The organism is Azospirillum humicireducens (genome assembly GCF_001639105.2).
Lineage (GTDB): Bacteria > Pseudomonadota > Alphaproteobacteria > Azospirillales > Azospirillaceae > Azospirillum > Azospirillum humicireducens.
Genome location: NZ_CP028903.1, coordinates 865281 through 889801, shown reverse-complemented (window position 1 = coordinate 889801; position 24521 = coordinate 865281). Strand labels below are relative to the sequence as shown.

Sequence of the window (24521 nt, the reverse complement as noted above, 5' to 3'; positions counted from 1 at the left end):
GGTCTGGGCGCAGTGCCGGCGGTCAGCCCGCGGCCCCTGCCGTTGCGGCGGACGGACCCTGAGGGCCGAGATTGCGGAGGCGGGCGAGGTTGACGGCGCCGGGCTGGGCCTGCTGCTGTTCCGGACGCGGCAGCTCCATCGCCATGCCGTTCTTCAGGACATAGGTGTGGTCGGCCATGTCGACGAAGATCGGGGCGTGGGTCATGACGATCGTCGTCGCCCCGCGCTGCTTGGCGGCGGCCACGAAGGCGCGGACGGCCTTGATCCCCAGCTCGTCCAGGCCGGCGGTCGGCTCGTCCAGCACCAGCAGCGGCGGCTGGCCGAAGGCGGCGCGGGCAAGGCCGATCAGGCGGGCGCTGGCGCCGGTGATCGGGGACAGCGGATCGGCGACCTCGGTCTCGTAGCCCATGGGCAGGCTTTCGATCCACTCGTGGATGCCGACGGCCTTGGCGGCCTCCTCCACCTGTTCGCGGGTGGCGCTGGTGAAGCGGGCGATGTTGTCGGCGATGCTGCCGGGCAGGAGATCGACCTGCTGCGGCAGGTAGCCGATGCCCTGTTCGGGGGCGTCGGGCGTCAGGGTGGCGACCGACAGGCCGCCCAGCCGCACCGTGCCGGCCGACGGGAGGGCGACGCCGGCCAGCAGACGGGCCAGGACCGACTTGCCCGAGCGGTTGGGACCGGCGATGCAAACGGTCTCGCCCGGCTCGATCGACAGGGTGACGCTGCGCAGGATCGGCTTCTGGTCGCGGGGGGAGACGAACAGCAGGTTCTCCACCGTCAGGCGTTCGCTCTCGACGGGCACGGCGGGACGTTCCGGCTCACGCGACAGGCGCTTCAGCAGCGGCAGCAGGCGGCGGACGGCCTGGGCGGAACGGACCAGCCCGCCCCAGGCGCCGGCGGTCTGTTCGATCGGCGCGAGGCCGCGGCCGACCAGCATCGAGGTGGCGATCATGCCGCCGAAGGACAAATGCTGCTCGATCACCAGCCAGGCGCCGATGCCCGTCACGGCGATCTGCAGGACCATGCGGACCCATTTGGTGGCGGCGCCGATGGAGGCGCTGCGCTCGTAGCCCTGATTCTGCAGGGCGCTGGCCGTCAGGAAATCGCGGTTGACGGCATCGAGCGCGGTGTCGCCCATGCGCAGGCCGCGCACGGTGTCGGACCGGGCGGCCAGGGCCTCGAACAGCTTCTGGGCGCGGCCGGCCGGCAGCTTGCTCTCGTCGTTGACGTCCCTGACGGCCACATAGCCGATCCAGCCCATCGCCGCCATGATCGCCATCGACACGACCAGCACCAGCGCCAGCATCGGATGGATCACGTAGATGCCGATGACGTAGAGCGGCGCCCAGGGCAGGTCCATCAGCGCCGGCAGCGACGGACGGGCGAAGGCGGCCTTCAACTCCATCAGGTCGGCGAGCGGGCCGTTGTCCGGACGGCCGCGGCCGGCGGCGTCCAGCGCGTCGGCGGTCAGCCGTCGGCGCCACCGCACCTCCAGCGCGTTGCCGGCACGGGCCAGCAGGCGCGACCGTACCATCTCCAGCACACCGCTCAGCGTCAGCGCCATGACCACGATGAGGGTCAGCATGATCAGGGTATCGTAATTGCCCGATGGAATGGCCCGGCTGAACACCTGAAGCGAATAAAGCGGCATGGCCAGCATCAGCGCGTTGATGGTGGCGCTGAAGATAAATGCACTAACAAGTACCTTGCTAAAATAGGCGCGGTTGAAGGCCGCTTCCGGCTTATCGATGCCGGCCCCTTGCATAGTGTTGGACTTGGTCGAAACAGGCATAAAGAGCCCTCCAATTGTCACCGGTCGGCGCAGTGCCCACTGGATGCAGGCGGGCTCAGGGAACGCGATCTTGGTAAATGGGACCTTAACATTCGGAAGCGTCACAGGATTGCCACGGGACGCCACCACTTTTGCGCAGCCCTACCCCAGTCTTGCCTGCTCCTCCGGCCCGTCTTGCGGAAATTTGCCGGAAGGGGGTGCATGACTTATTGCCGGTTGGAGGAGGAGGGGGGAGCCGGTATCGTGGCGTCGTCGGACCCGGCAGGTCCGGATGCGGCTCGGCTCACCCCAGAGGCCGATTCAGTCGAAACCATATCCGGAGATGAGAATGGAAGGGCGCAAGGTCCCCTCGGTGGTGTTCAAGACCCGTGTACGCGACGAAAGCGTGGACGGCCCCAACCCGTTCCGCTGGCAGGACGTGGCCAGCGATGAACTGTTCCAGGGCAAGCGCGTCGTTCTGTTCTCCCTGCCCGGCGCTTTCACGCCGACCTGCTCCAACGAGCAATGCCCGGCTTTCGAGCGGCTTTACGACGAGTTCAAGGAGCTCGGCATCGACGAGGTCTATTGCCTCAGCGTCAACGATGCCTTCGTCATGTTCCAGTGGGGCAAGAGCCTGAACCTGAAGAAGGTCAAGCTGATCCCCGACGGCTCGGGCCATTTCACCCGCCGCATGGGCATGCTGATCGACAAGGACCATCTGGGCTTCGGCCTCCGGTCCTGGCGCTATGCCATGGTGGTCAAGGACGGCGTGGTCGAGAAGTGGTTCGAGGAGCCCGGCATCAACGATGCCGGCGAGAATGGCGATCCCTACGGCGAATCCTCGCCGGAAAACGTGCTGGCCTATCTGCGCGGCTGAAGCCGCCGATTCGGCCAGCGATGACGGAAGGCCGGTGGGGCGGGGGCTCCGCCGGCCTTTCCCATGGCCGCCGAACCCCATTCGGCCCTCTCCGAGGCCGGACAGGTTGCATGACATCCTGCATGTGCGTGCGTCGGATGGCGATCGGTCCTTTTCAATAGACAAATGCCATTGCCTTGCTACCTTCCGCAGTTATAACCGCGGATGAGGCGTATCAGGTGGCATCGTATCGGCGGAGCCGGAATTTCCTGGTTGCATGGATTGCAGCGCTGACGCTGTTTGCGGCCTTCGCCGATCTGCCCGGCGCCATGGCCGGCGAACCGGCGCCCCCGCTTCTTCCGCGCAAGATCGTCATCGAGAAGAGCTCGGCATCGGGGCTGGCGGCGGGCGCCTTCATGGCGTTGCAATTCCATGTCGCCCATTCCACCGAAATCACCGGCGTCGGCCTGGTTGCCGGCGGTCCGTTCCTCTGCGCCGCGGAAAATCCGCTGCTGGCGGCGTCCTGCATGCAGGGCAACGCGCTCTGGCCGCGCGGGCAGACGCTGTACGAGGCGGCGCAGCCGCTGGCCGCCGTGGGGGCGATCGATCCGCTCGACCGTTTGCCGGAGTCCCAGGTCTACCTGTTCAGCGGCCGTGCCGACATGGTGGTGAACCGCAAGGCGGTGGAGGAGGCCGAGGCTTTCTACCGTGCCGCCCACGTTCCGGCGAACCGGATCCGTCTGGACGCCGGCCTGGACGCCGGCAACGGCTTCATCTCGCCCGGCGCCCCCAATGACTGCAACGCCAACCGCAGCCCCTACGTCAACGCCTGCGGCGACTATGACCAGGCCGGGCGAATCCTGTCGCACATCTATGGCGGCCTGAATCCGCCCATCCCGGACCTGCCGGCTGCCAGCCCCTTCGACCAGACCCCGTTCGGCGATCCCGACCGGACCGGGCTGGCGCCGACCGGCTACGTCTTTGTGCCGCCGGCCTGTGTGGGGGGAGCGGCCTGCGCGGTGCACATCGTCTTTCACGGATGCCGCCAGTCCGCGGCGGAGGTCGGCGACGCGGTGACCACCGGCGCCGGCTTCAACCGCTGGGCGGCCAACAACAATCTGATCGTGATTTACCCGCAGCTGTCGCCCCGCCGTTCGGCGGACCCGATCGCCTGCTGGGATTGGATCGGCACGACGGGGGCGGATTACGCGACGAAGGGCGGGGTGCAGATCGCCGCTGTCCACGCGATGTTGACAACCCTTGCAGGGCAAAGGTGACTCTCCCATGACCATTTCCAGTCAAGTCATTTTGAAATCGGCGCTGGCGGCGTTCGTCGTGCTGGCGCCTCTTCCCGCCGCAGCCCAAAGCAGCGCACCGGTCAGGCTGGCCGATCTGAAGCTGAAGATCGATCCGGCGCAGACCACGGTGTCGGGCATTTCTTCCGGTGCCTATATGGCAGGCCAGTTTCAGGTTGCCTATTCGGGTCTGGTCAAGGCCGCCGGTCTCGTCGCCGGCGGCCCCTATGCCTGCGCCGAGGTATCCGAAGGCGGCATCGCCCCGGCGGTGGTGGCGCTGAAGCGCTGCATGGACGTGGCGATGGGCGCACCCGATGTCGACGCCCTGGTCGCCAACGCCAAGTCCCGCGAAAAGGCCAAGGACATCGATCCGCTCTCCAACATGGCGCAGTCGAAAATCTACCTGTTCAATGGCGACGGTGACGTGACGGTGAAGCGGCCGGTCGCCGACGCCACCGACCGGTTCTACAAGGCGTTGGGCGTGCCGGAGGCGAACGTCTCCTATGTGAAGCTGCCGAAAGCGGCGCATGCCTACATCACCGACGGTTATGGCGCCGCCTGCGATTTCATCCCGAAGGAGGGTGAGAAAAGCGAATACATCAACAATTGCCAGTATGATCAGGCGGGCGCCATCGTCCGCTTCTTCTACGCCGACGCCAGGATTCCGAACGCCCCCGCCGCGGCCCGCCAGCCGCAGCTGTTCAACCAGGCGCCCTTCGTCGGCGATCCCAGCCGCAGCGGCATGGCCAAGACCGGCTATGTCTATGTTCCGGAAGTCTGCGAGGGCGGCCAGCAGACCTGCCGCATCCATGTCGCCTTCCATGGCTGCCAGATGGCCTCGAACCTGATCGGCGACCATTTCGCCGTGCATGCCGGTTACAACCGCTGGGCCGACGTCAACAACATCGTCGTGCTGTATCCGCAGATCGACGGCGCCGCCAAGCCGACCTCCAACCCCAAGGCCTGTTGGGACTGGTTCGGTTACACCGGCTACGACTTCGCCCGCAAGGGCGGCTTCCAGATGACCGCCGTCCGCAAGATGATCGGCGCGCTGGCCGGGGAGTGAGCGCCCGCTCCGCATAAAAAAGCCCCTCTCCGGAAACCCGGAGAGGGGCTTTTTCACATCACGGCGATCAGGCCTTCAGAATGCCGCGGCCGGCGAAGCGGGCTGCGACGCCGAGCTGCTCCTCGATGCGGATCAGCTGGTTGTACTTGGCCAGACGGTCCGACCTGCTCAGCGAGCCGGTCTTGATCTGGCCGCAGTTGGTGGCGACCGCCAGGTCGGCGATGGTGCTGTCCTCGGTCTCGCCCGAACGGTGCGACAGCACGGCGGTGTAGCCGGCCTTGTGCGCCATGTCGACCGCTTCCAGCGTCTCCGACAGCGTGCCGATCTGGTTGACCTTCACCAGGATCGAGTTGGCGACACCCTGGCGGATGCCCTGGGCCAGACGCTTGGGGTTGGTGACGAACAGGTCGTCGCCGACCAGCTGCACCTTGTTGCCGATGGCGTCGGTCAGCGCCTTCCAGCCCTCCCAATCGTCCTCGGCCATGCCGTCCTCGATCGAGATGATCGGGAAGCGGCCGACCAGATCGGCCCAGTAGGCGACCATCTGCTCGGGCGACAGCGACTTGCCTTCGCCGGCCAGCTCATACTTGCCGTTCTTGAAGAACTCGGTCGAGGCGGCGTCGAGCGCCAGCATGACGTCGTCGCCCGGCTTGTAGCCGGCGGCCTCGATCGCCTTCATGACGAAGCCGAGCGCCTCGTCGGTCGAGCCGATGTTGGGGGCGAAGCCGCCCTCGTCGCCGACATTGGTGTTGTGGCCGGCGTCCTTCAGCTTCTTCTTCAGCGACTGGAAGATCTCGGAACCCATGCGGATGGCGTCGGCGCCGGTCTCGGCGCCCACCGGCATGATCATGAATTCCTGGATGTCGATGGGGTTGTCGGCATGGGCGCCGCCGTTGATGATGTTCATCATCGGCACCGGCAGCAGCGAGGCGAAGGCGCCGCCGACATAGCGGTAGAGCGGCAGGCCGGCATCCTCGGCCGCGGCGCGGGCGACCGCCAGCGACACGCCCAGGATGGCGTTGGCGCCGAGGCGGCTCTTGTTCTCGGTGCCGTCCAGGTCGATCATCGCAAGGTCGATGCCGCGCTGGTCGTCGGCGTCGAGGCCGGCAAGCGCGTCGTAGATCTCGCCGTTGACGGACTCGACCGCCTTCAGCACGCCCTTGCCGCCGAAGCGGCTCTTGTCGCCGTCGCGCAGCTCGACCGCCTCGTGGGCGCCGGTGGAGGCGCCCGACGGAACCGCGGCGCGGCCGAAGGCGCCGCTGTCCAGCGCAACGTCGACTTCCACGGTCGGGTTGCCGCGGCTGTCCAGGATTTCGCGGGCGTGAATCTCGGTGATGACGCTCATGGTCGGTCGATCCTTCGAGGAATGGCAGCCGCGTTGTCTCGCAGGCCGCGTTTTAAGGCGCGCAGGCTTGATAGCCCCGACGTCCGGGCGATGCAATATCTGCTTCGGCTTACAACCCCGCGCGGGTGCGCGGATTCGAGCCGGAAATCAGAGAAATCCTTCCACCATCGCGGCGAATTCGGCCGGACGTTCGGCATGCAGCCAGTGTCCGACGCCGTCGATCATACGGATGTCCGCCTTGGGGAAGTGGCGGCGGATGGCGTCGTGATGCTCCGGCCGAATATAGTCCGACGCGCCGCCGCCGATGAACAACGCCGGCCCGTCATAGCGGGCGCCGGCGAAATCGGGGAAGCCGATCAGCTTGCCCATGTTCGCGCCGATGGAGTCGAGGTTGATCCGCCAGGAGAAGGCGCCGTTCTCCAGCACCAGATTCTGCATCAGGAAGGAGCGCAGCGGCGCTTCCGGCACGGCATCGGCCAGTTGGGCTTCCACCTCCGGCCGGCGGGTGACGCCCTCCAGCTTCGCCGCCTTCATCGCGGCGACATAGGGGGCATGGGTGTGGGTGTAGGCGACGGGGGCGATGTCGGCGACCACCAGCCTTTCCACCCGCTCCGGATGGGCGAGAGCCAGCGCCATGGCGGTCTTGCCGCCCATCGAATGGCCGACCACGGTGGCGCGGGCGAAGCCGCGGTCGTCGAGAAACCGCAGCACGTCGGCCGCCATCTCCGGATAGCTCATTCCCTCCGCCCACGGGGCGCCGCCATGGTTGCGCAGGTCCAGCGCATAGACCCGGCGTGATTCGCCGAAGCGGCGGGCCAGCGTCTGCCAGTTGCGCGCCGAGCCGAACAGGCCGTGCAGGACCAGCATCGGTGTTCCGCCATTGGCTTCGCCGGCTTCCAGATAGGTCAGGGGGAGGGCTTGCTGCTGCGGCATGTCGGGGGCCTTCGACCGATTGGGTGACTTGAGATGCGTTCTGGACGAATGCGGGCCGCGATCCTATGACGAACGCGGGCGCATCGCTAGGATGCCGCCGGGCATCATCCGCATCACAGAAGCGACCCTGCCATCGTGTTCCGTCATATCCTGTCCGTCGGCGGCCTGACCCTGGCCAGCCGGGTGCTCGGTTTCCTGCGCGACGTGCTGACCGCGGCGCTGCTCGGCGCCGGGCCGGTGGCCGACGCCTTCTTCGTCGCCTTCCGGCTGCCGAACCATTTCCGCGCCCTGTTCGCGGAGGGGGCCTTCAACTCCGCCTTCGTGCCGCTGTTCTCGGGCAAGCTGGTGCAGGACGGGGCTGCATCCGCCCGCCGCTTCGCCGACGAGGTGATGACCCTGCTTGTCATCGTGCAGTTGCTGCTGCTGCTGCTGGTTCTGGCCTTCATGCCGCAATTCATGACGGTCTTCGCCCCCGGCTTCGCCGACGAGCCGGAGAAGTTCCGGCTGGCCGTGCTGTTCACCAGCATCACCTTTCCCTATCTGCTGCTGATCTCGCTGGTCTCGCTCTATGGCGGCGTGCTGAACAGCATGAGCCGCTTCGGCTCGGCCGCCGCCGCCCCCATCCTGATGAATCTCTGCCTGATCGCGGCGCTGGTGGTGGGAACCCCGCTGATGCCCAGCGCCGGCCATGCGCTGTCCTGGGGCGTGCTGGCGTCGGGTGTCGCGCAGTTTCTCTATCTCGCCTGGGATGCAAGGCGCGCCGACATGACGCTGCGGCCGGTGATTCCGCGCCTGTCGCCCGACGTCAAGCGCTTCCTGACGGTGCTGGGGCCGGCGGCGCTCGGCTCCGGCCTGACGCAGATCAGCCTGTTCGCCGACACGCTGATCGCCTCGGCCCTGCCGACGGGCGCGGTGTCCTACCTCTATTACGCCGACCGGCTGAACCAACTGCCGCTGGGGGTGATCGGCATCGCAGTCGGGACCGTTCTGCTTCCGGAAATGTCCAAGCGGATCAAGAGCGGCGACGAAGCCGGCGCGGTCGACAGCCAGAATCGCGCCATCGAGCTGTCGCTGGTGTTGACCTTGCCGGCGGCCATCGCCTTCCTGGTGGCGGGCACGCCGATCCTGTCGGTGCTGTTCCAGCGCGGCGCCTTCGGCCCATCGGATGCCGCCGCTTCGGCACTCACCCTGCAGGCCTATGCGCTGGGCCTGCCCGCCTTCGTGGTGATCCGCAGCCTGGTCAACGGCTTCTATGCCCGTCAGGACACGGCGACGCCGGTGCGGGTGGCGCTGCTGGCGGTCGGCATCAATGTGGCGCTGAAGCTGGCGCTGATGGGGCCGCTGGCCCAGGTCGGGCTGGCGGTCGCCACCTCCGTCGGCGCCTGGGTGAATGCCGGTCTGCTGGCGCTGCTGCTGCACCGGCGCGGCCTGTTCCGGGCCGATGCGCGGCTGATCCGCAACCTGCCGCGCATGGTGCTCGCCGCTGCCGCCATGGCCGGCGGCCTGTGGCTGGCGACCGAACGGCTGGCGCCGTGGCTGGGCGCAACCGGGCTGTTCGAGCGGCTGGGCGGGCTTTCGGTGCTGGCGGCGGTCGGGCTGGCGGTCTATGCCATCGCGGCCGTGCTGCTGGGGCTGGTGCGGCGCAGCGACCTCAGCCGTCTGCGCCGGAGTCGCGCCAGGACGTAACTCAGCCTTCCGTCTGCAGCGGGCGTTCCGGGTCGCCGCTCCATTCCGACATGGAGCCGTCATAGAGCCGTACGCCGGGCACGCCGGCGATCTCGCTCAGCGCGAACCAGGATACCGAGGCGAGGTGGCCGGTGTTGCAGAAGGTGATGGGCCGGTCGCGCAAGGGCAGTCCGGCCTGGTCGGCCATCGCCTTCACCGTCTCGGCCGAGGCGAAGCGATGGTCCGCCGCGGAGAAGAGCGGGGCGATGTCCAGGTTCACCGCGCCGGGGATGGTGCCGGCGGCGCGGGCCTGCGGACTCTTGGCCTTGCCGGCGAACTGCTCGGCGGAACGGGCATCGTGCAGCGGCGTGTCGCCGGCCTTCACCGCCGCCTCGACGTCCTCCAGGATGGCGCGCAGGTCGCTGCGGGGACGGGCGGTGAAGGTCGTCGGCGCGCGGCCCGCCGGTGCGGGCGTCACCGGGCCGCCGGCTGCGGTCCAGGCGGCGAACCCGCCGTCGAGCACCGACACCGGGTCATGGCCCAGCATCTTGAAGGTCCAATAAACGCGGGTGGCGTTGCCCATGTCCGACGCATTGGCGCCGGCCGCCACCAGCACCACATGGTCGCCGTCGCCAATTCCTAGACTGCCGATCAGCCCCTCCAGCACCGCCGGCTCCGGCAGCATCCCGGCCCCTCCGCCGACCACTGTGCGCCAACCGGCTGTTGCGTAATCGGAATGAACCGATCCCGGAACGAAACCGCCGGCTGGCGGGGTTCGCACGTCCAGGACGACGATGCCGGGACGGTCGAGCCGGCTTTTCAGCCAGGAGGTGTCCACAAGCGGGGAAATGCTGCTGTCGGTCATCGCGGTGAACCCGGTTACGGTTGGTCGATGCCTTGTTCTGCCGTGATTGTTGCGTATCGGCAACGAAGAGGCCGGCAGACAGGCGGACCGACAGTGTGGGCGAAGCGCAGGTGCGGGAAAAGCCCAATCTTGTCGCAATCCCCATCGGTCGGTGCCATTGCCGGTTAGCCTGTCCGGGGTGTAGAATGCTCCATTCGTGTAAGGAGGCGCCCATTCCGGCGCGGGAGCTTGGACATCCATGGCCAACATCGACGACCTGCTCGGCGCGCCCGACCCCAATGACGGCGACGCCTCCTCCTTCGCCATCGGCGACGCGCCGGTGGAGATCAAGGTCGTCATCGGCACCGCCATGCTCCGTGTCCGCGACCTGCTGAAGCTGGGCCGCGGTGCCGTCGTGGAACTCGACCGCCATCTGAAGGACCCGACCGACGTCTATGTCGAAGGCGTTCTGGTCGCCCGCGGCGAGGTTGCGATCATCGACGACAAGATCGGCGTCACCCTGACCGATTTCATCAAGTCCAGCCGCGAATGGAAGCGTTGATCGCGGCGGCATTGTTTCATTCGATAGCAGCCGAGCCCGTGCTGACGCCTTGACGGCGGGCGATGGCTTTTGGTCTCGTTATCCGCGGTCGTGGGAAGTGCCGTCGCCGACGGCGTCGCCGGCCTGGAGAGCGTAGCCATGCCCCACACCGCCGTCTCCCCATCCTCCTGTTTGCCGCGTCATTTTTCCAATCCGAATGCCGACCATGAACGGGTCTACGGCCCGTCGGAGCGCGCGATCCTCAGCCGAGCCGCCTTCGAGGAGGCGATGGCCGAGATCGGCGCCTGGCCCGGCTATGCGCCAACCCCGCTGCGCTCCCTGCCCGGACTGGCGCGGGAGGCGCGCATCGACCGTCTCTGGTACAAGGACGAGAGCGCCCGCTTCGCGATGGGCAGCTTCAAGGCGCTGGGTGGCGCCTATGCCGTGTTGCGGCTGCTGGCGCGGGAGGTGACGGCACGGGTGCCCGGTGTCCCGGTGACGGCGCTGGATCTCGTCGTGGGCCGCTATGCCCGCGTTACGCGTACGCTGACCGTGACCACCGCCACCGACGGAAACCACGGTCGTTCGGTCGCTTGGGGAGCACAGGTGTTCGGGTGCAATTGCGTGGTGTACGTGCCCGCCGCCTGTTCGGCTGGCCGCCGCGCCGCCATCGAGGCGTACGGGTCCAGAGTGGTGGTGGTCGACGGATCGTACGACGACGCGGTGCGCCGGGCCGCAGCCGAGGCGGCGGAGCAGGGCTGGTTCGTCGTCTCCGACACCTCCTACACCGGCTACATGGATGTGCCGCGCGACGTGATGCAGGGCTATACCGTGATGGTGGAGGAGGCGATCTCCCAGCTTCCCGCCAGCGAACGGCCGACCCACGTCTTCGTCCAGGGCGGTGTCGGCGGCTTGCCCGCGGCCGTCTGCGGCCATCTGTGGGAGAGCTGGGGCCGCCAGCGTCCGCGTTTCGTGGTGGTGGAGCCGCACAATGCCGATTGCCTGTACCAGAGCGCCGTCGCCGGCCGTCCGGTGCGGTCGGGCGACCTGCAAACGGTCATGGCCGGACTGGCCTGCGGCGAGGTCTCGTTGCTGGCCTGGGCGATCCTGGAACGCGGCGCCGACGATTTCCTGACCATCCCCGACGAGGGGGCTGTCACCGCCATGCGGAAGCTGGCGGAAGGCAGGCATGGAGGCCGGCCGATCGTGGCGGGCGAGTCGGGCGTCGCCGGGCTGGCCGGGCTGCTCTGCGCCGCGGCACATGAGGAGGTGCGGCTCGCGCTTGGCCTTGCGCCCGATGCACGGGTGCTGGTGTTCGGAACCGAGGGGGCGACCGACCCCGCGGTCTATGAAAGGATCGTCGGCCGGTCGCCGGAGATGGTGGCCGAAGACCCGATCAACGCAGCAGGTCGGTGACGATGTTGGCGCCATCGGCGGTCAGGCGGTCGGCGGTCTCGCGGTAGTCTCGGACGCCGGAGAAGCCGCCGGCCGCCGTCACCCGCTGGATCCAGGCGGGGGAGACGCCCAGCGACACCAGCCGCTGCACCATCGTCTGGGTGGAGCGCATGGTCATCCGGCCGTTCTCCGCCATGCGGGGAGCATGCACCATGAACTCCGCACGGGGGGCCGCGTAGCGGGGATAGCCGGCCAGATAGAGGCCGACGCACATGCTTTCGCAGGAGTCGCCGTCGCGTACCAGAGTGGCTACCGCCCGCCCGCCCCGGCGCTCGGCCAGCACCGCATCGATCATGCGGTATCCTGCCGCCGTGAAGCCGCCGGGGCTAGACAGTTCGACCACCACCGGACGGCGGGCGGGCAGGGCGTGCAGCGCGTCGAGGAAGCGGCGCTCCGCCCCGGGCGTGATGATGCCGTCCAGACGCAGGATCGTGGCGTCGCCCTGGTCGTTGCGCGACATGGTGGCGTCTGGGAATTCGGCGGAAGCCGGGGCTGCGGGGGCCGGGTTGACGGTCACCGGGATGAGGGAGACGCTGGACTGGCGGATGGCGGCCGGCTCCGAGGCGGCGTGGCTGATCGCGGAGCCCACCAGCAGCAGCCCGCCCAGGGCCACACCGAACCCGATCTTCCGCCCCAGCGCCTGAACCGACATCACCACCTCCCCGCTCACCCTTCCAGCGTGGCGGGCAAAGCTTGCCCGAGGGTTAACGGAGCGTCCGTGGCGGGCCGCACATTGGGGGTAGAATGGATGCGGCGCGATAAAGCGTGCGCGCGGGCGCAAAGGGCGTTAGAAGAAACAGGATTCCAAGGGTATGGCCGGGGCGCCCGTTTTCGCGGCGGTCCGCGGCCCGTCCCGTGCCGTGAACGTCGAAGAGCGGAACGATGTCGTACATCCAGGGTGAAACGGGCGATTGGGAAGTGGTGATCGGGCTTGAGGTCCATGCCCAGGTGATTTCGAACGCGAAGCTGTTCTCCGGCTCCGCCACCGAATTCGGGGCCGCGCCGAACAGCCAGGTCAGCTTCGTCGACGCCGCGTTCCCCGGCATGCTGCCCGTCATCAACGAATATTGCGTCGAACAGGCGGTGCGCACCGGTCTGGGCCTGAAGGCCGAGATCAACCTGCACTCGGTCTTCGACCGCAAGAACTACTTCTATGCCGACCTGCCGCAGGGCTATCAGATCAGCCAGTTCCTGCAGCCGATCGTCGGCAAGGGCGAGATCGTGCTGGACCTGCCGGACGGCACCAGCCGCACCGTCGGTGTCACCCGCCTGCACCTGGAGCAGGACGCCGGCAAGTCGCTGCACGACCAGCACCCGTCCAAGACCTACATTGACCTGAACCGGTCGGGCGTCGCGCTGATGGAGATCGTGTCGGAACCCGACATGCGCAGCTCGGAGGAGGCGGGCGCTTATGTGCGCAAGCTGCGCTCCATCCTGCGCTATCTCGGCACCTGCGACGGCAACATGGAGGAAGGCTCCATGCGCTGCGACGTCAACGTGTCGGTGCGCAAGCCCGGCGACCCCTTCGGCACCCGTTGCGAGATCAAGAACGTCAACTCGATCCGCTTCGTCATGCAGGCCATCGAGTATGAGGCGCGCCGCCAGATCGAGATCATCGAGGAAGGCGGCAAGATCGACCAGGAGACCCGGCTGTGGGACACGACGAAGTTCGTGACCCGTTCCATGCGGTCGAAGGAAGAGGCGCACGACTACCGCTATTTCCCCGACCCCGACCTGCTGCCGCTCGAACTGGACGCGGCGTGGGTGGAGGACATCAAGAAGACACTGCCCGAGCTGCCGGACGACAAGAAGGCCCGCTTCATCGAAGACTACAAGCTGTCGGTCTATGACGCCGGCGTGCTGGTCTCGGAGAAGTCGAAGGCCGACTATTTCGAGGCGGTGGCCAAGGGCCGCGATCCGAAGCTGGCGTCCAACTGGGTGACCGGCGAGCTGTTCGGCTATCTGAACAAGGCCGGCAAGGAGATCGAGGAAAGCCCGGTGTCCGCCGAGAATCTCGGCGGCCTGATCGACCTGATCGCCGACAACACCATTTCCGGCCGCATCGCCAAGGAAGTGTTCGAGACGATGTTCGAGACCGGCGAGAAGGCCGCCGACATCGTCGAGAAGAAGGGGTTGCGGCAGGTCACCGACACCAGCGCCATCGAAGGGTCCATCGACGCCGTGCTGGCGGCCAACCCCGACAAGGTGACGGAGTTCCGCAGCGGCAAGGACAAGCTGTTCGGCTTCTTCGTCGGTCAGGTGATGAAGGCCACCCAGGGCAAGGCGAACCCGGCGATGGTCAATGAAATCCTGACCAAGAAGCTGAAGGGGTAGCCCGCCGCATCCGTTCGGCGCACCGCAATTGCCGTACTGTCCGAAAGAAAGCCTCTTCCCCGCGGGAGAGGCTTTTTTCTTGGGCGCCGTGCGGCGATGCGGCAAAGCCCCAGTTGAATTTTCCTGGTTATTATCGCCACAGTGCTGGAAACGGCGGAGGTTCCATGGCGGCAGAACCGGAGATGGTGGCGCTGGCGGGTGTTGTCGCCGGCGGTCTTCTGGGGGGGCTGTTGGGCTTCTATGCCGGGCGCCGGGCCGCCCGCCGGAACGCCGCGCCGAAGTCGGCCATCCATGAACCGGATATCGGCGAACGGCTGGAGATGGCGCTGGAGGCGACCGGGGCCGCCGTGTGGGATGCCGATCTGATGGCCGGCACCTGCTGGTGGTCGGACACCTTCCCGCGGATTTTGGGCTATCGAGTCCGGCCGCCGATGCCTCCGGATTTCTGGGAGAAGCGGCTGCACGCGGACGACCGCGAGCGGGTGCTGGCCCACATCACCTCCCATCTTGCGGGGGAGACGACCAGCTACGCCTATTCCTACCGTCTGCGGCACGAGGGCGGCGGTTGGGTGTGGATTGCCGCCAAGGGGCGCGCCTTTCGCGACGAGACCGGCCGGGCGGTGCGCTATGCCGGCATCATGACCGACATCACCGAAGCCCGCCGGCAGGAGGAGCGGTTGCGCGCCAGCGAGGAGCGGCTGTTGAAGATCATGGAGGCGGCGCCCATCGCGGTCAATGTCACCACCCGCGATGGCCGCTGGCTGTTCTGCAATGCCCAGTCCGTGCGCTTGATGGGCCGCGGCCGGACCGAGCTGATGCGCACCCCGGTGGCCGATCTCTATGCCGATTCCGCCGACCGTGAAGCTCTGATCGCGAGATTCGACCGCGAAGGTCCCTTCCGCAATGCCGAGATCAGATTCCGCCGGCCCGACGGCAGCATCGTCTGGGTCCTGTCCTCCTGGAACAGCATCGAACTGGACGGCGAAGCGGCTCTGTTGACCTGGCTTTACGACATCACCGACCGCAAGGCCGCCGAGTCGGCGATGGTCCAGGCGCGGGAAGCGGCGGAACAGGCGCTGGCCGACCTGCGCGAGGCACAGGAAAGCCTGATCCAGGCCGAAACGATGGCCTCGCTCGGCCAACTGGTGGCCGGTGTCGCGCATGAGATCAACACACCCATCGGCATCGGCCTGACGGCGGCCAGCCACATCGGCGAACAGGCGCAGATCCTGCGCGACCGCTTCACCGGCAACACCCTGCGCCGGTCGGAGTTCCTGGAGTTCCTCGATGGGTTGAGCGAGAGCAGCCGCCTGCTGATGGCCAACATCGATCGGGCCGCTTCGCTGGTGCAGAGCTTCAAGCAGGTGGCGGTCGACCAGTCTTCCGGCGACCGGCGGGTGTTCGAACTGGGCAGCTACATCCGTGAACTGCTGTTCTCGCTCCGCCCGCGGCTGAAGCGCACCAACCTGAAGGTGGCGGTGGAGTGCGACGACGAACTGACGATGGACAGTTTCCCCGGCGCTTTGGGGCAGGTGCTGACCAATCTGGTGATCAACGCCGTCGTCCATGCCTATGGCGACGGCGACCGGACGGGTGACAAGCCGGCCGGTACGATCCGGATCACCGCGCAGCCGGATGGGACCGAGCGGGTGCGGATCGACTTCATCGACGACGGCGCCGGCATCGCGCCGGAACATCTGTCGAAGGTGTTCGACCCCTTCTTCACCACAAAGCGGGGGCAGGGCGGTTCCGGCCTTGGCCTGCACATCGTCTTCAACACGGTCACCGGCCCTTTGGGCGGAACGGTGTCCGTTCAGTCCTGGCCTGGGCAGGGGACCCGCTTCACCATCCTGCTGCCCCGCGAAGCACCGGCGATCCAGCCGACGCCGGCGGAGGAACCGGCACTGACCTGATCCGGCGGCGTGGGGGCCGACACCGGAAGCGGAGCCGGATCAGGCGACGTGCAGTTCGTGGAACTGGAGATGCTTGGGCCGGCGGCCACGGCGCTTGGGGGCTGCGAAGTTGGCGAGCGCCCCGTTCTCGCCGCGAAGTTCGGCGTTCAGTTCCTGAACGCACCGCTGCAGCAGCTCTTTTTCCCGCTGGTCTTCGCGGTCGGTGATTTCCAGGCAGCTCAGCTTGATCTCCACGAGGTCGATCAGTGTTTCGGCGCAGCGGCGTGACAGGGGCATCGAATCCTCCACGGCATTTGGGTGCGGCGTCACTGTCCTGTGGGGCGTGCCTTTCGCAAACGACCTCGCACGACGGGGCTGAACGTCACCCAGGCTTCCTGTTAGGCTTTTTGTTGCTCATGGTTGTATCGTAACCGCTGACCGCTAAAAAGTACATAAAATTTTACACAGATTTATCCTTTCCTTTTGTTTTTTGAGGAAAAGCGTATTTCGGCTTCCGTAAGCGTTGACAAGGGTACGGCTGGCCATTAGAAACCTCCCCACGCCAGCGGCGCCCCACGGGACGCCGCACTGGCTGGAGGGGTGGCCGAGTGGCTGAAGGCAACGGTTTGCTAAACCGTCATAGGGTTTAAAGCCCTATCGTGGGTTCGAATCCCATCCCCTCCGCCACCAGATTTCGCTAGAGCGTTGATTTTGCAGTAAAATCCGCTCTAGCTTCTAACTCCGCCCAAAAAAATATACACCACACATTCGCGCTGATTGGGGCGACTGTTTGCGTACGGTCCTGGATGGTTTTGACACCAGCGCCGGGAAGCGGCGCCGGTCGACTGAGCCCGATGGGACGGGGGCGATGCGCCCCCGCTCCGCTGCACGCCGTCAGGAGGCGGGCGCCAGCGCCTTGGTGAACTGGCTTAGATTGTGGCGCATCATGTCGATGTAGGTCGCCGCCGGCCCGTCCGCCGCCGACAGCGCATCGGAATAGACCCGGCCGCCGATGCGCGCACCGGTCTCCCGTGCGATCTGATCCAGCAGACGCGGGTCGGCGATGGTCTCGACGAAGACGGCCTTGATCTTCTCCTTCTTGATCTGGCGGATCAGCCTGGCGATGTCGCCAGCCGACGCTTCCGCTTCGGTCGACATGCCGACGGGGGCGAGGAAGGTGACGCCGTAGGCCTTGCCGTAATAGCCGAAGGCGTCGTGCGAGGTGACGATCTTGCGGTCCTTGCGTGGGATCGGCTTCAGCGCCGCCTTGATCTCCGCCTCCACCGCGTCGAGCTTGGCCTTGTAGGCGGCATGGTTCGCCCGCAGGGTGTCGGCCTTGGCCGGTGCCGCCGCGACCAGCCCTTTCAGGATGTTGTCGGCGTAGATCTTGGCGTTGGCGACCGACTGCCAGGCATGCGGATCGTGGGCGTGGCCGTGACCATGCTCCTCGTGCCCCGCCTCGTCATGCTCCTCCTCGCCGGCGATTGGCTTGACGCCGGTGCTGGTGACGGTGACCTGCCCCTTGTAGCCGGACGCCTTGACCAGCCGGTCGATCCAGCCCTCCATTCCCAAGCCGTTGACGACGACGAGGTTGGCGGTCCCGAGCGCACGGGCGTCGGCGGGGGTCGGCTCGTAGACATGGGCGTCGCCGTCGGGACCGACCAGGGTCGTCACCGCGACCTCGTCGCCGCCGATCTGGCGGACCATGTCGCCGAGGATGGTGAAGGTGGCGACCACCTTCACCGGTTCGGCCAACGCGGGAAGCGCGAGCAGCGCCAGCGCCGCCGTCAGCGAAACGGCGAATATGCGTTTCATCGGGGAGTTCTCCTTGGATGGGGCCATGGACATCAGGCCTCCAGATGCCGGCCGGGAAACCAGCGTGTGCGCAGGCTGCCGATCGGACCCATCGTCAGGGACAGCAGATAGCCGGCCCCGGCGGCCAGGACGATGGACGGTCCGGACGGCAGATTCAGGTGGAAGGACAGCAGCAGCCCGCCGATGCCCGACGCGAAGGCCAGCGCCATGGCGGTCAACGCCAGCGTGGCGATCCCCTCGGCCCAGAAGCGGGCGGAGGCGGCCGGCAGCATCATCAGCCCCACGGCCATCAGCGTTCCGAGCGCCTGGAAGCCGCCGACGAGGTTGAGGACGACCAGCACCAGGAAGAGCAGGTGGCACAGCGCGCCCAGCCGCCCTCCCGTGCCGCCGGTCGTGCGCAGGAAGCCGGGGTCGAAGCATTCCACCACAAGAGGGCGGTAGAGCAGCGCCAGCGTCGGCAGAGTGACGGTCGCGATGCCGGCGACCAGCAGCAGACCGGCGTCGTCGACCGCCAGGATGGTGCCGAACAGCACATGCATCAGATCGACGTTGCTGCCGCGCAGCGACACGATCAGCACGCCGCCGGCCAGCGAGATCAGGTAGAAGGCGGCGAAACTGGCATCCTCGCGCAAGGCGGTGACCCGCGACACCAGCCCGGCGAGCAGCGCCACCGCCAGCCCGGCGAGAAAGCCGCCGATGCTCATCGCCGACAAGGACAGGCCGGCGGCGAGAAAGCCGATGGCGGCGCCGGGCAGCACGGCATGGGACATGGCGTCGCCCATCAGGCTCATCCGCCGCAGCACCAGAAGAACCCCCACCGGTCCGCAGCCGAGAGACAGGGCCAGGCAGGCGGCCAACGCGCGGCGCATGAAGGCGAATTCCAGGAAGGGGCCGACCGCGAAGTCGTAAAGGGTCATGGCGCGGACCTCCGGCAGAGGGCGGCCTTGTCATCCCAGGATTCCGCCATGGCGCGGGCACGGATGAGGTTGGCGGGAGCCAGCGCATCGGCGGTGCTGCCCCAGGCCACCGGCTCGCGCGCCAGCAGAAGCGTGTCGGGAAAATGGCTGCGGACCTGCTCCAGGTCATGCAGCACGGCGACCACGGTGCGTCTTTCGCCATGCCAGCGGCGCACGACATCGAGCAGATCGGCGGTCGTCCTGGCGTCGATGGCGGTAAAGGGCTCGTCGAGCAGGATCAGGCGGGCATCCTGCAGCAGCAGGCGGGCGAACAGCACGCGCTGGAACTGGCCGGCCGACAGGGCGGCGATCGGGCGCCCTTCAAAGCCGGACAGGCCGACCGCGGCCAGCGCCTCCTCCGCTTGCCGCGTCAGACCACGCCCGATGGACCGGAACAGCCCGACCCGCCGCCAATGTCCAAGCAGGACGGTGTCGAGCACGTCGATGGGAAAATCGCGTTCGATCTCGGCCTGCTGGGGCAGATAGGCAATGTCGGCGGCGGTCAGGCCGTGCAGCGTCACCCGGCCGTCGAGCGGGCGCAAGGCGCCGACCATCGCCTTGAGCAAGGTGCTCTTGCCCGCACCGTTCGGGCCGACCACGGCGGTGAGCGAGCCGTCCCGGAAGCCGCCGCTCAGGTGGTGGACCGCCGGATGCCGCCGGTATCCCAGGGTAAGGTCGGTCAGGCGGACGAGCGGCGGCGCCGTCGCATCGGGATTGAAGAACGTCATGTCAGATCGTCCAGTCCAGCGCCCAGAGGACGGCCAGCCAGAGGAGGGCGCACAGGAGGCTGGCCACGGCGACCCGTGCCGGTGCGGAGGCGGCCAAAGGCGAGCGGGGGCGGTCAATGGTCGTCATGATCGAGGCAGAGCAGTAGGCGCGGTGCGCCGGACGGGTCGGCGGGCGGCGAGCGGTGGACGAGACCGCGCCCCCGGTTGCCGGGCCACTCCTCGCCCTTCAGCAGCGCGACGTGACCGGCACGAAGCGCGCGGACCCGGCGGTGGTCCGGCAGCACGGCATCGTTGTCGCCCCGGCCCAGGGCGGAGCGGGTGACGGCCCCGTCCGGCAGCCAATGCGTTCCGCTTCCCTGGTAGGTGCAGAGCAGACGCAGGCCGACATGGTCGACATGGAAGAAGCGGCAACCGTCATCGGCCACGCTGTCGAGCCGCAGCCGGATCGCCGGGCATCCGACGATGTCGGTGTAGATCTGCACCAGGCGGACGATGTCGCGGAGCAGCGGTCCCTCGATCCAGCGGGAGGGAAGCGCCGCGGCCAGATCCTCGGCCACATCCTCCGCCGTGGTGGCGAGACGGAAGGACGGACGGTCGGCACCTCCCAATCTTGCGCATTGGGCGGCGATTCCGGCCGGCAGGCGGCGTTGCCAGACCGCAAGAGTCACGTCGGACCGGAGACTTGCGGACAGTGCGCAGGAGGTGCGGCCCAGGGCGACATGACCATCCGCTCGCGGTCGCTGGGGATGGGGCGTGGTCAGGGGAACCAGGGAGTTGGGAAGGCTGCTCATGCGGTTCATGGGGATCTGCGGCTGGCATCTGCGATGAAGAGTTATGTTATATCATAACATAACAGGCAAGCACGCTTTTGTGCCGCGGGTCACGCTTCGGCGGGAAGCGGCACCGGCGGCGCCCACCCACGGTGNCGCGACAGGTCAGGATCAAGAGCCGCTGGTATCAGTCCTTGAGGAGGGGGGCATCAGGATGAAACAGACATCGGCCCGTTGCGCCCCGTGACGTCAGCGGGCGCGCGGTTCGGACGGCGTTCGATCATGAGGCGGGTTTCGCCCTGCAGTGGGCGGCTTTCAGTTCGATCGTGGCGGCGATCGGCGGCAATACGGAGACGCTGCGCTGTTCGGACCGATACCCTCGATGCCGAGGCCTGACACCGGCCGGATGGCGTCCGGGATACCCGCGGCGCTTCACCGTTGCCGAACGGTCAGAGCGGCGTCGCGGACGCTGGGACCCGCGACAGCCATCCGCCGGCTTCAGCCTTCCTGGAGCAGCTCGACCTCGACGAACACAATGTCCGTGGTGCCATTGTTGATGACGTTGTGGCTGACGCCGGCCTTGCGAAAATAGGACCGTCCCGGCTCCAGGGGGAACTGCCGCTCCGATCCGTCCGGATCCACGATGGTGAAAGCACCGGAGGTGATCGGCACGATCACGTAATCATAGCCATGGACATGCGATCCGGTCTCGGCTCCCGGTGTCAGACGCCATTCGGTGACACGGGTGCGTTGATTTTGGACATGCGTCTCCGAAACGGCCTGTGGACGCGCGCTCATCACTTTCCTCACTCGTCATTCGAACCTGTCCGGCGAGCGTAGCACGCAAAGCCTTGGAGTGCCGGAATGAATGCCAAGCGGCACCTGTGCCCGCCGCGGCGCTTTCCTCACCGATCCCTTGCGGATCCTTTTGCCATAGGCATGGCTGGTCTGCAGGCGGATTGGCCGGGTTTCATCGGGGGCCATCCGCTGGCGCTGATCCTGCGGCGGGTGACCCTGCATTGACGGAAGGACGCGCCCGCGACGGGCGGGCGCGTCCCTCGCATGTCCTGTCCTGCCGGTCAGTCGGCCAGCCGGGTGGTCAGGCGCGGTGCCGTGCGGCTGGCGGCGGCGATGTAGCGGCTGCGCATCGGCTTCAGGACGAACAGGGCGAGGAAGGCGGCCAGCGCGTTGACGATCGCGACGCTGTAGAAGACGGTCTGCCAGCTGCCGGTCGCCTCGACCATCAGGTTGCCGATGGGGATCAACAGGGCCGCCGTGCCCTTGGCGGTGTAGAGCAGGCCGGCATTCGTCGCGGCAAAGCGCGAACCGAAGGTGTCGCCGCAGCAGGCCGGGAACAGGCTGAAGATCTCCCCCCAGGCGAAGAAGACGAGGCCGGTCAGGATGACGAAGGCCAGCGGGTCGGCGCCATAGGCGCTGAGGGCCATCACGCCGGCCGCTTCGATGGCGAAGGCGATGAACATGGTGTTCTCGCGGCCGATATGGTCCGAAACCCAGCCGAAGAAGGGCCGCGTGATGCCGTTCATCACCCGGTCGATGGACAGGGCGAAGGTCAGGGCCGGCAGGGTCAGGCCCAGGATGCTGACCGGCGCATCGACCAGACCCATGTCGGCGGCGATCGGCCCCAGCTGTGCCGTGACCATCAGCCCGCCGGCCGCGACCATGGTGAACATGGCGTACATGATCCAGAAGACGGGGGTGCGCAGCATCTCCTGCGGGGTGAAGTGGCGGCGCTCGGCGGAGCCGGTGCCGCGGCTGTAGCCCGTCCTCGGCGGCTCGGCCAGGAACCAGGCCAGAACCAGGATCACCAGCCCCTGGCCGAGGCCGAAGACCAGGAAGGTCTGCTCGAAGCCCGAGGTTTCGATCATGGTGGCGATCGGCACGACGGTGAGGGCGGAGCCGGCGCCGAAGCCGGCGGCGGTCAGGCCGGCGGCGAGGCCGCGGCGGTCGGGAAACCACTTCAGGGCGTTGCCGACGCAGGTGCCATAGACGCCGCCGGCGCCGATGCCGCCGATCACCGCGGCGAGGTAGAGCAGCGTCAGCGAATCCGCCACCGCGTTCAGCGCCCAGGACAGGGCGCACAGCACGCCGCCGACCAGCACGACGATGCGGGGTCCGAATTTGTCGACGAACCAGCCCTCCACCGGCACCAGCCAGGTTTCGGTGACGATGAAGATGGTGAAGGCCACCTGGATCGCGGTGCGACCCCAGCCATGCTTGTCGTCGATCGGCTCGACGAACAGGGTCCAGCCATATTGCAGGTTGGCGATCATCGACATGCAGATGATGCCGATGGCCAACTGCACCCAGCGCCCGCCCCAGGGCGCGACCTGAGCGGTGTTGCCGTGCGTCTCACGCACCATGTGCTTCCTCCCCGTTTCCACCCGACAAGTTCTGTTCGGACGTCCGGACCTTTTGCTTTTTCGTGGCTTTGCCGCGCGCTTTTTGGTGTCTGGTCCGGAAAAGGCCATGGGATGGGGCGGCTTCTGGTCCAACTTATGATTGCTGGCATGCCAAATGCCCCATGCCCGCCTTAACGATCATCAGTTTAGCGAACAGTGTCAATACAAAGCATTTTTCCGCACCGCGACGATCCGCTTTTTGTCCAAGGGATTCCGTCGAGTGTCCCGCAGACTGGAACATTCTGGATCCGGGATACCGCCGGGGGGCCATGCCTTGCGACCGTGTTCGACCGAATCGGAGGAGTTGGACCTATGCCCGTGCCCGGTCCGCCGCTGCTGGCGATCACCGACCGCCATCTCTCATCCCAGCCGCTGCCGGAGTTGGCGGACCGCCTCTTCGCGTCAGGCTTGCGCTGGCTGTCCTTGCGCGACAAGGACCTGGCCGATGCGGAGCGTCTGGCTCTGGCCCGCGCGCTGCTCCGGCGGGCCCGGCCCTGGGGGGCCAGGATCACCCTGCACGGCGACGCGGCGCTGGCGGCGGCGGCGGGGGTGGACGGGGTGCATCTGCCGGCAGGCTCCGACCCGGCGGCGGCGCGCGCCCTGCTGGGGCCGGCGGCGTTGATCGGCCTGTCGGGCCACGACTCGGACGGTGCCGATCTGGTGGAGCGGGTGCGCGGGCAGGTCGATTACCTCACCCTGTCGCCAATCTTCCCGTCGGTCAGCAAGCCGGGCTATGGGCCGTGCCTCGGCACCTTGGGGGTGCGGAGATGGGCGGAGCGGGGAGTGCCCGTGGTTGCGCTGGGGGGAATCGACGGGGCGCAGGCGGTGGCGGACTGCCTTGCCGCCGGTGCCGCCGGGGTGGCGGTGATGGGACTGGCGATGCGCGATCCACAGGCGCTGGGTCCGCTGCTTGCGGTGGCGGCGGGCGGAACCGCGCCGTCGCGCCCCGATTGACATCAGGCGGGCTTCCGCCGCGCCCCCCTGGACATTTCAGCGCCTTGCAAGCATCTGGTATGTAGGATACGAAAACACCGAAGGACCGGAGCCCGCGCCTGATCAGCCGGAGCCTGACCGGGTGCGCCGCTACAGCCGGCGAGACATAAGGACATCCATTTCATGACCGTTCCCGCTCTCAACGTTCAGCCCCTCGACACCGGAACGACCTTCCGCAGTCAGGTCTATCACGCGCTGAAGCAGGCGATCACGGAGATGGACATCTACGACCACGACCGCGAGATCCGGCTGGACGAGCGGCAGCTCAGCGACAAGCTCGGCGTCAGCCGCACCCCGATCCGCGAGGCGCTGACCCTGCTGGAGCAGGAGGGCTTCATCCGCCTGCAGCCGCGCCGCGGCATCTTCGTGGTGCGCAAGACCAAGATCGAGATCATCGAGATGATCCAGGTCTGGGCGGCGCTGGAGAGCATGGCCGCCCGCATGGCCGCGGAGCACGCCCCGGCGGCGGAGATCCACAAGCTGTGGGATCTGTTCGGCAGCTTCGAGCAGCGCAGCCCGAAGGACCATGTCAGCGAATATTCCGACGCCAACATCGCCTTCCACAAGAGCATCATCCAGCTGAGCGGGTCGAAGCTGATCCAGGACGTCACCGACAACCTGTTCATTCACATGCGGGCGATCCGCAAGCTGACCATCGGCCAGGAGGACCGGGCCGAACGCTCGATCCACGACCACCGCGCCATCATCAAGGCCCTGGAGGAACGCAACGCCGACCTCGCCGAACGGCTGGTGCGCGAGCACACCATGGGTCTGGCCGCGCATGTGCAGAAGCATTGCGATTTTCTGGAGTGAGNTTCCCGCGAAGCGGGGGAGGGATGGGC

Annotated in this window: 22 protein-coding genes and 1 tRNA gene; 11 read left to right on the top strand and 12 right to left on the bottom strand. The window is 67.3% G+C overall.

Going from position 1 to position 24521, the window contains the following annotated elements:
• Positions 1 to 22 precede the first annotated feature (22 nt).
• Positions 23 to 1792, bottom strand: coding sequence for a type I secretion system permease/ATPase (locus A6A40_RS21705; protein WP_236783937.1), 1770 nt, complete (start codon positions 1790 to 1792; stop codon positions 23 to 25).
• 328 nt (positions 1793 to 2120) lie between these two features.
• Here A6A40_RS21705 and A6A40_RS21700 point away from each other — a divergent pair, with 328 nt between their 5' ends.
• From A6A40_RS21700 to A6A40_RS21690, 3 genes are all read left to right on the top strand, one after another.
• A complete protein-coding gene (locus tag A6A40_RS21700; RefSeq protein ID WP_108547914.1) occupies positions 2121 to 2648 on the top strand; it encodes a peroxiredoxin in 528 nt (175 codons plus the stop codon).
• 218 nt (positions 2649 to 2866) lie between these two features.
• On the top strand, positions 2867 to 3904 hold the full coding sequence (locus A6A40_RS21695) for an extracellular catalytic domain type 2 short-chain-length polyhydroxyalkanoate depolymerase (protein WP_108547913.1): 1038 nt from the start codon (positions 2867 to 2869) through the stop codon (positions 3902 to 3904).
• A gap of 7 nt (positions 3905 to 3911) precedes the next feature.
• A complete protein-coding gene (locus A6A40_RS21690; protein WP_108547912.1) occupies positions 3912 to 4988 on the top strand; it encodes an extracellular catalytic domain type 2 short-chain-length polyhydroxyalkanoate depolymerase in 1077 nt (358 codons plus the stop codon).
• 67 nt (positions 4989 to 5055) lie between these two features.
• Here the strand turns inward: A6A40_RS21690 and eno are convergent, their stop codons facing one another.
• Positions 5056 to 6333, bottom strand: coding sequence for a phosphopyruvate hydratase (gene eno / locus A6A40_RS21685; RefSeq protein ID WP_108547911.1), 1278 nt, complete (start codon positions 6331 to 6333; stop codon positions 5056 to 5058).
• Between the two features lie 147 nt (positions 6334 to 6480).
• On the bottom strand, positions 6481 to 7266 hold the full coding sequence (locus A6A40_RS21680) for an alpha/beta fold hydrolase (RefSeq protein ID WP_108547910.1): 786 nt from the start codon (positions 7264 to 7266) through the stop codon (positions 6481 to 6483).
• Positions 7267 to 7401: 135 nt separating this feature from the next.
• Here A6A40_RS21680 and murJ point away from each other — a divergent pair, with 135 nt between their 5' ends.
• Positions 7402 to 8952: a murein biosynthesis integral membrane protein MurJ gene (gene murJ / locus A6A40_RS21675; protein ID WP_108547909.1), complete on the top strand. Its 1551-nt coding sequence runs from the start codon at positions 7402 to 7404 to the stop codon at positions 8950 to 8952.
• Between the two features lies 1 nt (position 8953).
• Here the strand turns inward: murJ and A6A40_RS21670 are convergent, their stop codons facing one another.
• Complete coding sequence (locus tag A6A40_RS21670) at positions 8954 to 9796, bottom strand: sulfurtransferase (RefSeq protein ID WP_108547908.1); 843 nt, start codon at positions 9794 to 9796, stop codon at positions 8954 to 8956.
• Positions 9797 to 10034: 238 nt separating this feature from the next.
• Here A6A40_RS21670 and fliN point away from each other — a divergent pair, with 238 nt between their 5' ends.
• Complete coding sequence (gene fliN / locus A6A40_RS21665; protein ID WP_014188019.1) at positions 10035 to 10337, top strand: flagellar motor switch protein FliN; 303 nt, start codon at positions 10035 to 10037, stop codon at positions 10335 to 10337.
• Between the two features lie 138 nt (positions 10338 to 10475).
• Positions 10476 to 11732, top strand: a complete 1257-nt coding sequence (locus A6A40_RS21660; protein ID WP_108547907.1) for a diaminopropionate ammonia-lyase — start codon at positions 10476 to 10478, stop codon at positions 11730 to 11732.
• On the opposite strand, the gene A6A40_RS21655 is transcribed toward A6A40_RS21660, so the two are convergent.
• The gene (locus A6A40_RS21655) at positions 11713 to 12423 is read right to left on the bottom strand and encodes an ATP-dependent Clp protease proteolytic subunit (RefSeq protein WP_108547906.1); all 711 of its coding nucleotides are present in this window, start codon (positions 12421 to 12423) and stop codon (positions 11713 to 11715) included. The genes A6A40_RS21660 and A6A40_RS21655 overlap by 20 nt on opposite strands.
• A gap of 230 nt (positions 12424 to 12653) precedes the next feature.
• Between A6A40_RS21655 and gatB the strand changes: the two genes are divergently transcribed.
• Positions 12654 to 14105, top strand: a complete 1452-nt coding sequence (gene gatB, locus A6A40_RS21650; RefSeq protein ID WP_108547905.1) for an Asp-tRNA(Asn)/Glu-tRNA(Gln) amidotransferase subunit GatB — start codon at positions 12654 to 12656, stop codon at positions 14103 to 14105.
• 164 nt (positions 14106 to 14269) lie between these two features.
• Positions 14270 to 16018 (top strand): PAS domain-containing sensor histidine kinase, encoded by a 1749-nt coding sequence (locus tag A6A40_RS21645; RefSeq protein WP_108547904.1) that lies wholly within the window; start codon positions 14270 to 14272, stop codon positions 16016 to 16018.
• Between the two features lie 39 nt (positions 16019 to 16057).
• Here A6A40_RS21645 and A6A40_RS21640 read toward each other — a convergent pair whose 3' ends face one another.
• On the bottom strand, positions 16058 to 16294 hold the full coding sequence (locus A6A40_RS21640) for a hypothetical protein (RefSeq protein ID WP_108547903.1): 237 nt from the start codon (positions 16292 to 16294) through the stop codon (positions 16058 to 16060).
• Between the two features lie 297 nt (positions 16295 to 16591).
• Here A6A40_RS21640 and A6A40_RS21635 point away from each other — a divergent pair.
• Positions 16592 to 16684: transfer RNA gene (locus A6A40_RS21635), tRNA-Ser, on the top strand.
• A 207-nt stretch (positions 16685 to 16891) separates the two neighbouring features.
• Here A6A40_RS21635 and A6A40_RS21630 read toward each other — a convergent pair.
• The 6 genes from A6A40_RS21630 to oxlT all read right to left on the bottom strand — a co-directional run bounded on the left by A6A40_RS21630 (position 16892) and on the right by oxlT (position 22647).
• Complete coding sequence (locus tag A6A40_RS21630) at positions 16892 to 17812, bottom strand: metal ABC transporter substrate-binding protein (RefSeq protein WP_108547902.1); 921 nt, start codon at positions 17810 to 17812, stop codon at positions 16892 to 16894.
• 32 nt (positions 17813 to 17844) lie between these two features.
• Entirely contained in the window at positions 17845 to 18729 is an 885-nt protein-coding gene (locus A6A40_RS21625) for a metal ABC transporter permease (RefSeq protein WP_108547901.1), read from the bottom strand.
• Positions 18726 to 19496, bottom strand: coding sequence for a metal ABC transporter ATP-binding protein (locus A6A40_RS21620; protein WP_108547900.1), 771 nt, complete (start codon positions 19494 to 19496; stop codon positions 18726 to 18728). The genes A6A40_RS21625 and A6A40_RS21620 overlap by 4 nt, the downstream gene beginning before the upstream one ends.
• 113 nt (positions 19497 to 19609) lie before the next feature.
• Positions 19610 to 20296, bottom strand: coding sequence for a DUF1826 domain-containing protein (locus tag A6A40_RS21615; RefSeq protein ID WP_108547899.1), 687 nt, complete (start codon positions 20294 to 20296; stop codon positions 19610 to 19612).
• Between the two features lie 468 nt (positions 20297 to 20764).
• A complete protein-coding gene (locus tag A6A40_RS21610; protein ID WP_108547898.1) occupies positions 20765 to 21064 on the bottom strand; it encodes a cupin domain-containing protein in 300 nt (99 codons plus the stop codon).
• A gap of 281 nt (positions 21065 to 21345) precedes the next feature.
• Positions 21346 to 22647 (bottom strand): oxalate/formate MFS antiporter, encoded by a 1302-nt coding sequence (gene oxlT / locus A6A40_RS21605; protein WP_108547897.1) that lies wholly within the window; start codon positions 22645 to 22647, stop codon positions 21346 to 21348.
• A gap of 351 nt (positions 22648 to 22998) precedes the next feature.
• Between oxlT and A6A40_RS21600 the strand changes: the two genes are divergently transcribed.
• Positions 22999 to 23640: a thiamine phosphate synthase gene (locus A6A40_RS21600; protein WP_108547896.1), complete on the top strand. Its 642-nt coding sequence runs from the start codon at positions 22999 to 23001 to the stop codon at positions 23638 to 23640.
• A gap of 162 nt (positions 23641 to 23802) precedes the next feature.
• Positions 23803 to 24492: a GntR family transcriptional regulator gene (locus A6A40_RS21595; protein ID WP_108547895.1), complete on the top strand. Its 690-nt coding sequence runs from the start codon at positions 23803 to 23805 to the stop codon at positions 24490 to 24492.
• Positions 24493 to 24521: the final 29 nt, after the last annotated feature.

Excerpts from the sequence above, each read along its gene's own strand:
- A6A40_RS21705 (WP_236783937.1), bottom strand. The coding sequence starts at position 1,792 with ATGCCTGTTTCGACCAAGTCCAACACTATGCAAGGGGCCGGCATCGAT.
- A6A40_RS21700 (WP_108547914.1), top strand. The coding sequence starts at position 2,121 with ATGGAAGGGCGCAAGGTCCCCTCGGTGGTGTTCAAGACCCGTGTACGC.
- A6A40_RS21690 (WP_108547912.1), top strand. The coding sequence starts at position 3,912 with ATGACCATTTCCAGTCAAGTCATTTTGAAATCGGCGCTGGCGGCGTTC.
- eno (WP_108547911.1), bottom strand. The coding sequence starts at position 6,333 with ATGAGCGTCATCACCGAGATTCACGCCCGCGAAATCCTGGACAGCCGC.
- A6A40_RS21680 (WP_108547910.1), bottom strand. The coding sequence starts at position 7,266 with ATGCCGCAGCAGCAAGCCCTCCCCCTGACCTATCTGGAAGCCGGCGAA.
- A6A40_RS21670 (WP_108547908.1), bottom strand. The coding sequence starts at position 9,796 with ATGACCGACAGCAGCATTTCCCCGCTTGTGGACACCTCCTGGCTGAAA.
- fliN (WP_014188019.1), top strand. The coding sequence starts at position 10,035 with ATGGCCAACATCGACGACCTGCTCGGCGCGCCCGACCCCAATGACGGC.
- A6A40_RS21660 (WP_108547907.1), top strand. The coding sequence starts at position 10,476 with ATGCCCCACACCGCCGTCTCCCCATCCTCCTGTTTGCCGCGTCATTTT.
- A6A40_RS21655 (WP_108547906.1), bottom strand. The coding sequence starts at position 12,423 with ATGTCGGTTCAGGCGCTGGGGCGGAAGATCGGGTTCGGTGTGGCCCTG.
- gatB (WP_108547905.1), top strand. The coding sequence starts at position 12,654 with ATGTCGTACATCCAGGGTGAAACGGGCGATTGGGAAGTGGTGATCGGG.
- A6A40_RS21645 (WP_108547904.1), top strand. The coding sequence starts at position 14,270 with ATGGCGGCAGAACCGGAGATGGTGGCGCTGGCGGGTGTTGTCGCCGGC.
- A6A40_RS21640 (WP_108547903.1), bottom strand. The coding sequence starts at position 16,294 with ATGCCCCTGTCACGCCGCTGCGCCGAAACACTGATCGACCTCGTGGAG.
- A6A40_RS21630 (WP_108547902.1), bottom strand. The coding sequence starts at position 17,812 with ATGAAACGCATATTCGCCGTTTCGCTGACGGCGGCGCTGGCGCTGCTC.
- A6A40_RS21625 (WP_108547901.1), bottom strand. The coding sequence starts at position 18,729 with ATGACCCTTTACGACTTCGCGGTCGGCCCCTTCCTGGAATTCGCCTTC.
- A6A40_RS21620 (WP_108547900.1), bottom strand. The coding sequence starts at position 19,496 with ATGACGTTCTTCAATCCCGATGCGACGGCGCCGCCGCTCGTCCGCCTG.
- A6A40_RS21615 (WP_108547899.1), bottom strand. The coding sequence starts at position 20,296 with ATGAACCGCATGAGCAGCCTTCCCAACTCCCTGGTTCCCCTGACCACG.
- A6A40_RS21610 (WP_108547898.1), bottom strand. The coding sequence starts at position 21,064 with ATGAGCGCGCGTCCACAGGCCGTTTCGGAGACGCATGTCCAAAATCAA.
- oxlT (WP_108547897.1), bottom strand. The coding sequence starts at position 22,647 with ATGGTGCGTGAGACGCACGGCAACACCGCTCAGGTCGCGCCCTGGGGC.
- A6A40_RS21600 (WP_108547896.1), top strand. The coding sequence starts at position 22,999 with ATGCCCGTGCCCGGTCCGCCGCTGCTGGCGATCACCGACCGCCATCTC.
- A6A40_RS21595 (WP_108547895.1), top strand. The coding sequence starts at position 23,803 with ATGACCGTTCCCGCTCTCAACGTTCAGCCCCTCGACACCGGAACGACC.